This window comes from Borborobacter arsenicus (assembly GCF_003934165.1).
GTDB lineage: Bacteria > Pseudomonadota > Alphaproteobacteria > Rhizobiales > Rhizobiaceae > Pseudaminobacter > Pseudaminobacter arsenicus.
In genome coordinates, this window is record NZ_ML133511.1 from 107778 (window position 1) to 120798 (window position 13021).

General features: G+C 62.1%; 9 protein-coding genes and 1 pseudogene. 8 read left to right on the top strand and 2 right to left on the bottom strand.

What is annotated here, in order from left to right; all coding sequences use genetic code 11:
* The 5 genes from glgA (at window position 1) to EET67_RS25985 (ending at window position 7227) form a co-directional block, all read left to right on the top strand.
* A complete protein-coding gene (gene glgA / locus EET67_RS05365) occupies window positions 1-1446 on the top strand; it encodes a glycogen synthase GlgA (protein ID WP_128625194.1) in 1446 nt (481 codons plus the stop codon).
* Between the two features lie 3 nt (window positions 1447-1449).
* A complete protein-coding gene (locus EET67_RS05370) occupies window positions 1450-3078 on the top strand; it encodes an alpha-D-glucose phosphate-specific phosphoglucomutase (RefSeq protein ID WP_128625195.1) in 1629 nt (542 codons plus the stop codon).
* The gene (gene glgX / locus EET67_RS05375; RefSeq protein ID WP_128625196.1) at window positions 3078-5075 is read left to right on the top strand and encodes a glycogen debranching protein GlgX; all 1998 of its coding nucleotides are present in this window, start codon (window positions 3078-3080) and stop codon (window positions 5073-5075) included. Before EET67_RS05370 ends, glgX begins: the two co-directional genes overlap by 1 nt.
* Before the next feature lie 19 nt (window positions 5076-5094).
* Window positions 5095-6726, top strand: a complete 1632-nt coding sequence (gene bglA, locus EET67_RS05380) for a beta-galactosidase BglA (RefSeq protein WP_128625197.1) — start codon at window positions 5095-5097, stop codon at window positions 6724-6726.
* A gap of 63 nt (window positions 6727-6789) precedes the next feature.
* The gene (locus tag EET67_RS25985) at window positions 6790-7227 is read left to right on the top strand and encodes a hypothetical protein (protein ID WP_245450739.1); all 438 of its coding nucleotides are present in this window, start codon (window positions 6790-6792) and stop codon (window positions 7225-7227) included.
* Window positions 7228-8010: 783 nt separating this feature from the next.
* On the opposite strand, the pseudogene EET67_RS25990 reads toward EET67_RS25985, so the two are convergent.
* Together EET67_RS25990 and EET67_RS05390 are read right to left on the bottom strand one after the other, a co-directional pair.
* Window positions 8011-8442, bottom strand: a pseudogene (locus tag EET67_RS25990) (pilus assembly protein TadG-related protein); the annotation flags it as partial.
* Window positions 8439-8879, bottom strand: a complete 441-nt coding sequence (locus tag EET67_RS05390; protein WP_245450741.1) for a TadE/TadG family type IV pilus assembly protein — start codon at window positions 8877-8879, stop codon at window positions 8439-8441. The gene EET67_RS05390 and the pseudogene EET67_RS25990, both read right to left, overlap by 4 nt.
* Before the next feature lie 307 nt (window positions 8880-9186).
* On the opposite strand from EET67_RS05390, the gene EET67_RS05395 reads away from it, so the two are divergent.
* The 3 genes from EET67_RS05395 to EET67_RS05405 all read left to right on the top strand — a co-directional run bounded on the left by EET67_RS05395 (window position 9187) and on the right by EET67_RS05405 (window position 13020).
* Complete coding sequence (locus tag EET67_RS05395; RefSeq protein ID WP_128625199.1) at window positions 9187-10779, top strand: peptide ABC transporter substrate-binding protein; 1593 nt, start codon at window positions 9187-9189, stop codon at window positions 10777-10779.
* Window positions 10780-10985: 206 nt separating this feature from the next.
* Window positions 10986-11909, top strand: coding sequence for an oligopeptide ABC transporter permease OppB (oppB, locus tag EET67_RS05400; protein ID WP_128625200.1), 924 nt, complete (start codon window positions 10986-10988; stop codon window positions 11907-11909).
* Entirely contained in the window at window positions 11902-13020 is a 1119-nt protein-coding gene (locus EET67_RS05405) for an ABC transporter permease (protein WP_128625201.1), read from the top strand. The genes oppB and EET67_RS05405 overlap by 8 nt, the downstream gene beginning before the upstream one ends.
* Window position 13021: the final 1 nt, after the last annotated feature.

Below are 13021 nucleotides of genomic sequence, written 5' to 3' on the forward strand. Positions count from 1 at the left end.
ATGCAGGTCCTTTCCGTTACCCCGGAGATTTTTCCGCTTATCAAAACCGGGGGGCTTGCCGATGTCGCCGGCGCGCTGCCCATCGCGCTCGCCCACCAGGGCGTCGCCACCCGCACGCTGCTTCCAGGCTATCCGGTTGTCATGGCAGCTCTTGCCAAGTCAAAGCCGCTCCTGACCTATCAAAACCTCCACGGCGGAAAGGCGTCTCTTCGCCCAGCGTCGGTTTCGGATCTGGACCTGCTCGTGCTCGACGCGCCGCATCTGTTTGAGCGCTCGGGAGGCCCTTATGGCGATGCCAGCGGCGCAGACTGGGCAGACAATTGGCGGCGCTTCGCCGCGCTCGGCCAGGTCGGCGCCGACATCGCCGCCGGTGCCCTGCCCGGCTATGTGCCCGATCTGGTGCATGCGCATGACTGGCAGGCAGCGATGACGCTTGCCTATATGCGCTACGGCAAGGCAGCCAGCATGCCTTCCGTCATGACGGTCCACAATCTCGCCTTCCAGGGCCGCTTCCCGGCGACGATCTTTCCCGAACTCGGCCTGCCCGACAGCGCCATGACGCTCGACGGCGTGGAATATTATGGCGGCGTCGGCTTTCTCAAGGCCGGCCTGCAGGCGGCTTCGGCAATCACCACGGTCAGCCCGACCTATGCGCAGGAAATCCGCACGCCTGCCTTCGGCATGGGGCTCGACGGACTGATCAATCTGCGCGCTGCCGATCTTGCCGGCATCGTCAACGGCATCGATGTGGACATCTGGAATCCAGCGACCGACCGTCATCTTGCCGCCAACTTCTCCGCCAAAACCCTCAAGCCTCGCGCCATCAACAAGCGGGCGGTGGAGGAGCGCTTTCAACTGGACCATGACAGCGGCCCCGTTTTCTGCGTCGTCAGCCGCCTCACCTGGCAGAAGGGAATGGACATACTGAACTCGATCCTCGACGAGGCCGTTGCTGCCGGTGCCCGGTTCGCCATTCTTGGTGCAGGCGATGCCGCACTGGAAGGCGCGCTGCTGGCGGCGGCTGCCCGCCATCGCGGTCGCGTCGGCACCGTCATCGGCTATGACGAGCAACTCTCCCACCTGATGCAGGGCGGCTGCGATGCCATCGTCATTCCCTCGCGCTTCGAGCCCTGCGGGCTGACGCAGCTTTACGGCTTGCGCTATGGCTGCGTGCCGATCGTCGCGCGCACCGGCGGCCTTGCCGACACCATCATCGACGCCAACGAGGCGGCGCTGTCTGCTGCAGTGGCAAGCGGCTTCCAGTTCGCACCCGAAAATGGCGATGCATTCCTTCATGCCATCCGCCGGGCCATCGCCGCCTATGCCGAGCGCCCGACATGGGCGGCCCTCCAGCGGCAAGGCATGAAATCCGACCTGTCGTGGGAGCGAAGCGCTGAAAAATACGTTCAGCTCTACCGATCGCTGATTATGAAAAAGGCTGCATGACGCATGGCAAGAACCGTTGAAACCACTCCGTTTGCCGACCAGAGGCCGGGCACGTCCGGGCTCAGGAAGAAGGTGCCGGTATTCCAGCAGCCAAACTATGTCGAGAATTTCGTCCAGTCGCTGTTCGATTCGCTTGAAGGCTTTGCGGGCAAGACGCTGGTAGTCGGCGGCGACGGCCGCTACTACAATCGGGAAGTCATCCAGACGGTCATCGCCATGGCCGCCGCAAACGGCTTCGGCCGCGCCATCATCGGTAAGGGCGGCATCCTCTCGACCCCTGCCGCATCCCATATCATCCGCAAATACAAGGCCTTCGGCGGCATTGTTCTCTCAGCGAGTCACAATCCCGGCGGCCCGCATGAGGATTTCGGCATCAAATACAATATCGGCAATGGCGGCCCGGCACCGGAGAAAATTACCGAGGCCGTCTTTGCGCGCTCGAAAGTCATTTCGCGCTATATGATCGCCGATATCGCGCCGGTCGATATCGACACGATCGGCACGACGGAGGCTGCCGGCATGGCGGTCGAGATCATCGACCCCGTCGCCGACTATGCCGAACTGATGAAGAGCCTGTTCGATTTCGAGGCCATCGGCAAAATGTTCGCCTCCGGCTTCCGCATGGCTTTCGACGCCATGCATGCGGTCACCGGCCCCTATGCCAAGGAGATACTGGAACGTCGCCTCGGCGCTCCGGTAGGCACTGCCCGCAATTTCGTGCCGCTGCCCGATTTCGGCGGGCACCACCCCGACCCCAATCTCGTCCACGCCAAGGCGCTCTATGACGAGATGATGGGGCCGGATGCGCCGGATTTCGGCGCGGCTTCTGACGGCGACGGCGACCGCAACCTGATTATCGGCCGGGGTATTTTCGTCACCCCATCGGATTCGCTCGCCATGCTGGCCGCCAATGCCCATCTTGCTCCCGGCTACCGATCCGGGCTGAAAGGCATCGCCCGTTCCATGCCGACCAGCGGCGCAGCCGATCTCGTCGCCAAAAAACTCGGCATCGGCATGTATGAGACCCCGACCGGCTGGAAATTCTTCGGCAATCTGCTCGATGCCGGCATGGCGACCATCTGCGGTGAGGAAAGTGCCGGCACCGGCTCCGACCATGTGCGCGAAAAGGACGGGCTGTGGGCCGTGCTGTTGTGGCTGAACATCCTTGCCGTGCGTAGCCAGAGCGTGAAGGAGATCGCAGCGGAGCATTGGGCGAGTTTCGGCCGCAATTATTATTCGCGTCACGACTATGAGGCGGTGGCGTCCGATGCCGCCAATGCGCTGGTCGATGAATTGCGCGGCAAGCTGTCCAGCCTTCCCGGCAAGGTCGTGCGCGGCCTGAAGATCACGAAAGCCGACGATTTCGCCTATCATGATCCGGTCGACGGCTCGGTCAGTGAACACCAGGGCATCCGCATCCTGTTTGAAGGCGGCTCGCGCGTGGTGCTGCGGCTTTCCGGCACCGGAACCTCCGGCGCGACGCTGCGTCTCTATGTCGAGCGCTACGAACCCGATCCGGCACGCCACGACCTCGATACGCAGGCAGCACTCTCCGACCTGATTGCCGCTGCCGACGAGATCGCCGGCATCCGCCGTCACACCGGCCGTGAGAGCCCGAGCGTCATCACCTGATGAAATCGCGCGAGCGGACTTACGCCAGGCCGCGTTTCGGGGCGGCGGTCACATCGGGCGGAGTGCGCTTTTCGGTCTGGTCGGGTGCCGCGCGGCAGGTCTGGGTGTCGCTGTTTTCCGGCGAAAGGGAGACTGCGCGGCTGGAGCTTGAACCGCAGGGCGAAGGCGTGTTCGCATTGCAGGTGCCCGGACTCGCTGCTGGCACCCGCTACGGTTTTCGCGCCGGTGGCGACTATGCGCCCGAGCGCGGGCTGTGGTTCGATCCCGGCAAGCTGCTGATGGACCCCTATGCGGTCGCGATCAACCGGCCCTATCAGTTCTCGCCCCAGCTTGCCGCAAGGCGTGGCGAAGGCCCCGACACTGCCGCGTTGATGCCCAGGGCGATCGTTACCGAACTGCCGGAGCCCCTGCCCGCCTCCCCGCCGCTGTTCCGGCCGGGCGGCTTGATCTACGAAGTGCCCGTGCGCGCCTTCACCATGCGCCATCCCGACATCCCCGACGCGCAGCGCGGCACCATCGCGGCATTGACCCATCCGGCCATCATCGAGCATCTGCAAAAGCTCGGAGTTGATGCTGTGGAACTGATGCCGGTAACGGCCTGGATCGACGAGCGCCATTTGGCGCCGCTCGGCCTGCGCAATGCCTGGGGCTACAATCCCGTCTCCTTCATGGCGCTCGACCCGCGCCTCGCGCCGGGCGGCATCGCCGAATTGCGCGAAACGGTGGCAGCACTCCGCCACGCCGGCATCGGCGTCATTCTCGATCTTGTCTTCAACCACACCGGCGAGAGCGATGAATTCGGTCCGACCCTGTGCCTGCGTGGCCTCGACGCGCAGGCCTATTTCCGGCACGACCGAGCGGGAAAGCTCGTCAACGACACCGGCACCGGCAACACGATCGCCTGCGACCGGCCGATCATACGCGAAATGATCCTCGACACGCTCCGCCATTTCACCCGCCATGCCGGCGTCGACGGATTCCGCTTCGATCTGGCGCCAGTGCTGGGTCGCGGCGAATACGGCTTCGACGGCAATGCCGACCTGTTTCGTGAAATCCGCGAGGATGCCGAACTTGGCGACCGCGTGCTGATCGCCGAGCCATGGGACATCGGGCCGGGTGGCTACCAGCTCGGGCATTTCGCCCCGCCCTTCCTGGAGTGGAACGACCGCTATCGCGACGATATCCGCCGTTTCTGGCGCGGCGACGAAGGCATGGTCGGCCGGGTGGCGACCCGGCTTGCCGGCTCCTCGGAGATCTTTTCCGGGGCACGGACCCGCAGCGTCAACTTCATCGCCGCCCATGACGGCATGACCCTTGCCGATCTCGTCGCCTATGAGCACAAGCACAATGACGTCAATGGCGAACAAAATCGCGACGGGCACGACGAGAACCTGTCATGGAACAATGGTGTCGAAGGCAAGACGTCCAACCAGGAGGTCATCGCCCGGCGCCACCGCGATGTCCGTGCGCTGCTGGCAACGCTGTTTGCCTCGCGCGGCACCATCATGCTGACGGCTGGCGACGAATTCGGACGCACGCAAGGCGGCAACAACAATGCCTATGCGCAGGACAATGATTTGACTTGGCTGGACTGGGCTGGCCGTGACATCGCGCTTGAAGAAGCGGTGGCAGCGCTGTCGGCCCTGCGCAAATCCGTTCCCTCGCTCGGCGAGGTCGATTTCCTCACCGGCGAGGCCTCGCCTGCGCATGGGCTACCCGATGTCGAATGGCTCTCTGAAAACGGGCAACCACTCACCGAATCTGATTGGAACGATCCGGCGCGCCGGCGCTTGACCATGATGCTCGACGGTAAAGACGGGACGCGATTGGCGGTGCTGATCAATGCCGATCGCCGCGCCTCGACCTTCTCCCTGCCCGCCAGCGACGGCATGCGCTGGCATATGGTTTGGGGCGAGAACGGCGAACAGGCACACGAGGCTGGAGCTTTTCTGCTGGCCGGCAGAAGCGTGGTCTTCGCCCGTGAGAAAGACATGTGACAAGCGGAAGGATTGCAAAATGACGGATGCGAACAACGCCGACTGGTGGCGCGGCTGCGTCATCTATCAGGTCTATCCGCGCTCATTTCAGGACACGACCGGAAACGGCATCGGCGATCTGAACGGCATTTCGCAAAGGCTCAGGCACATCGCCTCGCTCGGCGTCGATGCGATCTGGCTGTCGCCCTTCTTCAAATCGCCCATGGCCGATATGGGCTATGACGTTTCGGACTACTGCGAAGTCGATCCGCTATTCGGCACGATCGAGGATTTCGACATGCTCATCGCCGAAGCCCATCGCCTCGGCCTGAAGGTCATGATCGACCAGGTGCTGTCGCATTCGTCCGACCGGCACCCCTGGTTCGTTCAGAGCCGGGCAAGCCGCGACAATGCCAGGGCCGATTGGTATGTCTGGGCCGACCCCAAACCGGATGGCAACCCGCCCAACAACTGGCTCTCCATCTTCGGCGGCTCGGCCTGGGAGTGGGATTCCTTGCGCCGGCAATATTACCTGCACAATTTCCTCGCCTCGCAGCCAGACCTCAACTTCCACAATCCCGACGTCCAGGATGCTCTTCTGGAGACCGTGCGCTTCTGGCTGGAGCGCGGCGTCGATGGCTTCCGGCTCGATACGGTGAATTTTTACGTCCACGACAAGCAGTTGCGCGACAACCCGCCGATGCCTCCGGGTGCTGCCAACGACATTCCCGACACCAATCCCTATGGCTATCAGGAGCATCTCTACGACAAGACGCAGAAGGAAAATCTGGATTTCCTGAAGCGCTTCCGGGCCCTGCTCGACGAATATGGCGCGCGCACATCGGTGGGCGAAGTCGGCGACGGCACGCGCTCGCTGCAGACCGTCGCGACCTATACCGAAGGCGCCGACAGGCTGCATATGTGCTACACATTCGACCTGCTGGGGCCTGAGTTTTCGGCCGCCCATGTGCGCAAAAGCGTCGAGGCCTTCGAGGAGGCGGTCAAGGACGGCTGGATCTGCTGGGCCTTCTCCAACCATGATGTCGTGCGTCACGTCTCGCGCTGGACGAAGCCCGGCAGCGACACAGGGCAGACTGCGAGATTCGCCGTTACACTGCTGTCCTGCCTGCGCGGCTCGATCTGCCTCTACCAGGGCGAAGAGCTTGGCTTCGAGGAGGCCGACATCGCCTTCGAGGATTTGCGCGACCCCTATGGCATTCGCTTCTGGCCGGGCTTCAAGGGCCGCGACGGTTGCCGAACACCGATGGCCTGGCAGGCGCAGGCGCTCAATGCCGGCTTTTCTGCCGCCAAGCCCTGGCTGCCGGTGCAGGAAAGCCATCGCCGACGCGCCGCCGATATTCAGGAGGCCGATCCTCGGTCGGTGCTCGCCCATTACCGCGAGGTGCTGGCCTTCCGGAAGGCTCAGCCCGCGCTCGTCACTGGCTCGGTCAGCTTCCTCGACGCAGGTAAGGACATGCTCGCTTTCCTGCGCAAGACTGCGAATGAAAAGCTGCTGTGCCTGTTCAATTTCGCCGACGAACCGACGCAATGGCAGGCTCCGGCGGGGCTTGGCTCCGTAACCTCGCTCAGCCTGCCGAGCTTCGGCGCAACGATGGTGGGCAACGTCGTATCGCTGCCGGGACTGTCGACCTTTGTCGGGCAGTTCGAATAAGCCTACTGCACCAACGGATTGCCCGCAACTTGCCCCGGTCACCCGGACATCGGCTTCGCCAAGATGAATGCCGAGCGCGGTGAGCACATTGTAAAGAAGCGTATCGACCGTCGCGCTCACCGGCTCCAGAGCCACCTTCAGCGCCGGCAGCAGGATATTGCCCAGACCAAGCAGGTCGAGCCCGAGAACCTCTACCTTCAGCGCACCCGGAGTGCCGATCAGCGACCTGATCAGCGATTGCGTGATGTTTTGCGTCGATACGGTCTTGACCGCGCGCGCATCGATGTCGGACTGGCGGAATTCCAGATTGCTGTAAGCCACGTTCGAACTGGTGACTGCGACTTGCGCCGTAACCCGCACGGCGGGAAGCCTCGCGATCTCCGCACGTCCGTTCGGCAGCGGCGTATTGCGGAAGGTGCTGGAGGTGATGTCGGCTATGCGCAGTTCGAAGATGCCGGGCCGGGCTGCAACGGAAACGGTGGGCTTTCCTGCCCGGCATGAAATGTCGGCAAGCTTGGCTTCGGCGAAAGCCACTTCCGCATAGATCGGCAGCCTTATTTCGACGATGTCGAGCACCGGAAGAACCTTCAAGCCAAGCCTGGTTTCGAGGAAAAGCCGTGTCTGGGCCGTACGCACCACGGTACCGTTCTCGCCAAGCGCAAACCACGGTGTAGATTGCGGCGGCTCGCCGATGGCAAGCGCAAGTTTCGTGGTCAGCAGGCCGGGCACACTTGCCCCGAGATCGACTTCCACCTGCCTGTCGCCATTCGCCAGGGCCGCGCCGGCGGTCAGCACCTCCATCAGGCTTGTCCTTGCCGCCAACCCGCGCGGATGGCTACCAATGGCCAAGGCGCCCGTCGAGCCGAGGTCGAAAAGCTTCGAAAGTGGTATCCTCACGTCACCGGCCTGATTGGCAATCGCCTGGACCGCCAGCCTGGCTTGCGGATCGATACCCGGCACCGATGCCATTGCCGCGGCGATCTGGCCGATCGTGGCGCTCGCATCGAGCACGTCGTTATAAGTGCCGCCGGTAAGGCTGAGGCGTGTGGCGAGCGCATCGAAAAAATCGAACAGTTTCACATCCGCCTTGATCAACGCCTCGTAGTCCATGACGCTCAGCGAAAGGCTGCCGCCGACAAGCCCGCCCAGCACGCCGTTCAATATGCCGTCATGCACGCTCGCAAGTCGCGAGCCGATCGAAAACGCCGCCTGTGCCGAAAGGCTTGCCACGCCCTGCGCCGAAATGACCGGAGGATCGATCAGCGAACTGGCGAAATAGCGTGTGCCCAGCCTGCGCAAAGTTACCTTGACCGCATTGTAGGGCTGTGCCCCGGCCTTGAAGCGTTCACCGACATCTGTTGCCAAGGACGCGATGTAGCGTCCCGGCGTGACGGAAACGGTGGGACCCTCTACCCTCGGATCGAAATCGTCGCCGCGAGCGATGGTGACGCCGTTCATGCCGTTGTCGCCAAGCGTCGTCAGCACGGCGGTTTCTGCCTTGGCAAGATTGGCCGCCGCCGTAATTGCCGCGAGATCGGCCAGCGCCTGCGTTTCGCGCTTTTCGGTGTAGAGCGAGGCTTCATCGACGGCGATGGCGGCAAGAACGATCGCCACCGGCATGCTCATGGCCGTCATGATTGCAATATTTCCGGAAACGCTACGGCGGAACCCCCCCGCCCGCGCTGCCAGGAATCCAATCAGGCCGTGTGCCATCATATGCCTCCGATCCGTATCGTTGACTGGCGCGTGATTGTCATGCCGGGCAGCGGCAGACCGTCGAGCAGGTTCCAGATCGGCAGCGTGCGCGCATCATAGCGGATCGCCACGACGAACTGGTTGTCGTCATCAGCGCTGCCATAGGTGTGGGCCACGATGTTGTGCGGATCGACAAACGGATAGCCGCCGGCATTGCGATTGATGAAATCTGCGGCAAGCGCGCTGCGCTCGGCTTCGCCCAGTCCCGCGATTGCCGTGCGGGCAGCATCGGCCGCAATCTGCTGAACGGAATGGCTGGCCCCGAAATAGATGCCATAGGCGGTCATGCCAAAAAAGAACATGAGGAACAGCGGCGCAACGAACGCGAACTCGATCGCCGAGGTTCCGGCGCGGTTTTGCCAGATCCGATAACGGGGGCCTCTCAAAAGTTCGGACATCTTGTCACCTGCCATGCCATACAACCCTGCGGTGCGTTGCTCTACTCTGTAACTTTAAATTGTATAATAAATCCCTAAACACTACCGCAGATTGAAATCCCTGGTAGGCCTGTCTTCTGGCGCTCTGCGGGCCTGTCGTAGGGTCAACGGCAGTCCTGTTGAAATCGAAAATCACCCTCGCTACTGTCAGCGGCAGAACGGCGGTGGAACGACCGTTGGCTCGCTCATCGAACCCGGTTTGTCACGGTTTCGGGGCGTTCGAAGCACTTGTCGCTGCTGTCTAAGCGCGGCACTCGGGAGAGAGAAAATGTTGAAAAATCTGCTGAAGGCGACCGTGTTCGCCGTAAGCCTGTCCGTGGCAGGAGGGGCGTTCATCGCCCCATCGCTTGCCGAAACCGTCTACAATCGCGGCAATTCGGCCGACCCTGAATCACTGGACCCGCATAAGACATCCACGGTCTATGAAGCCCATATCCTGCGCGACCTGTTTGAGGGCCTGGTCATGCAGGACCAGAATGCCGAAATGATCCCCGGCGCCGCCGAAAGCTGGACGGTCTCAGACGACGGCACCGTCTATACCTTCAAGCTGCGCAGCGGCGCGACCTGGTCGGACGGCAGCCCCGTGACGGCCGAGGACTTCGTCTACGCCTTCCGCCGGCTTGAGGACCCGGCTACCGGCGCGGAATATGCCTCCATGCTCTATGTGGTGAAGAACGGCGAGGAAGTGAACACCGGCAAGGCAAAGCCGGAGGAGCTTGGCGTCAAGGCGGTGGACGACCTGACCTTCGAAGTCACGCTGAAATCCCCCACGCCCTATTTCCTGGAAATGCTGACCCACCAGTCGACCTATCCGGTTAACAAGGCGGCGATCGAGAAGCTCGGCGACGACTGGATCAAGCCGGGAAATCTGGTTTCCAATGGCGCATACACGCTCGCCGAATTCATCCCCAACGATCACATCAAGCTGGTCAAGAACCCCAAGTTCCACGACGCCGCCAATGTGAAGATCGACGTCGTCAATTATTTCCCGACCGAGGATCGTTCGACCGCGATCAAGCGTTTCGAGGCCGGCGAACTCGACAGCAATGACGACATCCCCACCGAGCAGATGGCCGACCTGAAGGCCAAGTTCGGCGACCAGCTTCGCATCGGACCTTATCTCGGCACCTATTACTACGCGATCAAGACCGACAAGGCGCCTTGGGACAATGTCGAATTGCGCAACGCCATCTCCATGGCCATCGACCGCGACTTCCTAGCCGAGAAGGTCTGGCAGAACTCGATGATCCCCGGCTATTCGATGGTGCCTCCGGGCATCGAGGGCTATGAGTCGGCGATGGCCTCCTTCGCCGAAAAGTCGCAGATCGACCGCGAGGACGAGGCCAAGGCGATCCTGGAAAAACTCGGCTACGGTCCCGACAAGCCGCTGAAGATGGAAATCCGCTACAACACGTCGGAAAACCACAAGAACACCGCCGTCGCCATCCAGGAACAGCTGAAGCCTCTCGGTGTGGAAGTCACCCTGATCAACACCGATACGAAGACCCATTACGGGCTTCTGGAACAGAAGGGCGATTTCGACGTCGCCCGCGCCGGCTGGATCGCCGACTACAAGGATCCGGAAAGCTTCCTCGGCATTTCGCGCAAGGCAAGCGGCAACAACTATGCCAACTACAACAGCCCGAAATTCGAGGAGCTGATGGATAAGGCGGCAGCGGCCGGCGGCAAGCCGGAAGAACGCCTGAAATATCTGTCGCAAGCCGAGCGCGTGCTGGTCGACGACGTCCCCAACCTCCCGCTGCTCTACTACAGCTACAAGAACCTCATTTCGCCCAAGCTGACGGGCTTTGTGCCGAATGTGATGGATATCCATCCCTCGCGGTTCATCAGCAAGGAATAGCGCCTCGCATCACCGCCGCCTCCCCTTGGGGAGAGCGGCGAGGTTCACCGATCACGCAGCCGAAGTCTCTTCGGCTGCTTGATCCGTTGAATTTCCAGAGCGGCGCGTTCTGACTCAGGAGTGCCGCCGCTCTACTCCTTGTTCGAGCATCGATCGCCCGAAGTCATGTCTTCGCGTCCGATGCTCCAGCGAAGCGGGGCCTTCCAATGCTGCTCTATGTCATCAGGCGTCTGCTGACTGCCATCCCGACGCTATTCGTCATCGTCACCCTCGCCTTTTTCCTCATCCGGGTCGCGCCGGGAGGGCCTTTCAATCAGGAGCGAGGCCTCAGCCCCGAAATCCGCGCCAATCTTGAAGCTCAATTCGGCCTCAACGATCCGCTCTGGCTGCAATATTTCAACTATCTGAAGAACCTGCTTCACGGCAATTTCGGCCCCAGCTACAACCTGCCCGATTTCACCGTCGGCGAACTGTTTGCGAAGGGCCTGCCGATCTCGATCCAGATCGGAGCCGCCGCACTCATCCTGGCAGTCCTCGTCGGCAGCACACTCGGCATCATCGCTGCCCTCAACCAGAACAGGATCGGCGACTATGCGGTCATCGCCACCGCCACCGCCGGCAGCACCATCCCAACCTTCGTCATCGCCCCGGTGATCCAGCTTCTGTTCGGACTGACATGGCACCTCCTGCCCATCGGCGGCTGGAACGACGGTGCATTCCTCAACAAGATCGGCCCGGTGCTCACGCTCGCTTTGCCGCAGATCGCCATAGTGGCGCGGCTGATGCGCGGCTCGATGATCGAATCCCTGCGCTCCCATCATATCCGAACGGCGCGCGCACTTGGCCTTTCCGGCTGGTCGGTTGTGGTCAAGCATGCGCTGCGCGGCGCCATGCTGCCGATCATCTCCTATGCCGGTCCGGCCGCTGCCGCCCTGCTGACGGGCTCGATCATCGTGGAAACTATTTTCGCCATTCCTGGCGTCGGGCGCTACTTTGTCGATGCAGCACTCAACCGCGACTATACGCTGGTCATGGGCACGGTGGTGGTGATCGCCATCTTCACCATCCTGTTCAATCTCATCGTGGACATCCTCTACGCCTTTGCCGATCCGCGGGTGCGCTATGACTGATATCGCAGCCACCGCGCCGGTCACCGGCCGTTCGTTCTGGGGCGATGCCTGGGCACGCCTGAAGTCGAACAAGGCGGCCATGTTCAGCCTGTTCTATCTGGTGTTCATGGCCATCATCTGCATTGTCGGCCCGTTTTTCGTGCCGCACCAATACACCACCATCTATGCCGATTATGTGCGCACGCCACCCAGCCTGTCGGCCTATCCGCAGGCCGACATGATCGAGACTGCCCTTCACGATGCGGTCAGGCGCATGCGTGTCGACACCCAGGAATGGCACCAGGAGGACGACCGCGTCTTCGTGACCGTTAAGTCTTCCAGGGAGATTGACGAGCGCAACACGCGCTATCTCGACCGTTCCGACACATTCGACGACGCCAGGATCGAAAGCCGATCCGACGACGGCCTGACAATGGTGATGAGCGCGGCGGTCAAGCAGAAATATTTCTTCTTCGGCACCGACAATACCGGCCGCGACCTGCTGTCACGAACGCTCATGGCCGGGCGCATATCGCTGGCCATCGGCCTTCTGGCCGGCGTGGTCGCGGTTGCCATCGGCGTCATCTACGGGGCGACCTCCGGCTTCATCGGCGGCAAGACCGACGAGGTCATGATGCGCATCGTCGACGTGCTCTATTCGCTGCCCTTCATCTTCTTCGTCATCATGCTGGTGGTGTTTTTCGGGCGCAACTTCGTGCTGATGTTCATCGCCGTCGGCGCGGTGCTGTGGCTGGACATGGCGCGCATCGTGCGCGGCCAGGCCCTGTCGCTCCGCCGGCAGGAATATGTGCAGGCGGCCGAAGCGCTCGGCGTGCCGCGGCGCGGCATTCTGCAACGGCACATCATCCCCAATCTGCTCGGGGTGGTGGTCATCTATATGACCCTGCTCGTGCCGCAGGTCATCATCCTGGAAAGCTTCCTGTCCTTCCTGGGGCTCGGCGTCCAGGAGCCGATGACGAGTTGGGGCGTGCTGATTTCGACGGGCGCCAAGAATATCGGCACCGCCAACTGGTTGCTATTCTTCCCGGCCTTCTTCCTCGTCTCCACGCTGTTTGCGCTGAATTTCGTCGGCGATGGCCTGCGTGACGCGCTCGACCCGAAGGATCGCTGAC

Excerpts from the sequence above, each read along its gene's own strand:
- oppB (WP_128625200.1), top strand. The coding sequence starts at position 10,986 with ATGCTGCTCTATGTCATCAGGCGTCTGCTGACTGCCATCCCGACGCTA.
- EET67_RS05370 (WP_128625195.1), top strand. The coding sequence starts at position 1,450 with ATGGCAAGAACCGTTGAAACCACTCCGTTTGCCGACCAGAGGCCGGGC.
- glgX (WP_128625196.1), top strand. The coding sequence starts at position 3,078 with ATGAAATCGCGCGAGCGGACTTACGCCAGGCCGCGTTTCGGGGCGGCG.
- bglA (WP_128625197.1), top strand. The coding sequence starts at position 5,095 with ATGACGGATGCGAACAACGCCGACTGGTGGCGCGGCTGCGTCATCTAT.
- glgA (WP_128625194.1), top strand. The coding sequence starts at position 1 with ATGCAGGTCCTTTCCGTTACCCCGGAGATTTTTCCGCTTATCAAAACC.
- EET67_RS05395 (WP_128625199.1), top strand. The coding sequence starts at position 9,187 with ATGTTGAAAAATCTGCTGAAGGCGACCGTGTTCGCCGTAAGCCTGTCC.
- EET67_RS25985 (WP_245450739.1), top strand. The coding sequence starts at position 6,790 with ATGAATGCCGAGCGCGGTGAGCACATTGTAAAGAAGCGTATCGACCGT.
- EET67_RS05390 (WP_245450741.1), bottom strand. The coding sequence starts at position 8,879 with ATGTCCGAACTTTTGAGAGGCCCCCGTTATCGGATCTGGCAAAACCGC.
- EET67_RS05405 (WP_128625201.1), top strand. The coding sequence starts at position 11,902 with ATGACTGATATCGCAGCCACCGCGCCGGTCACCGGCCGTTCGTTCTGG.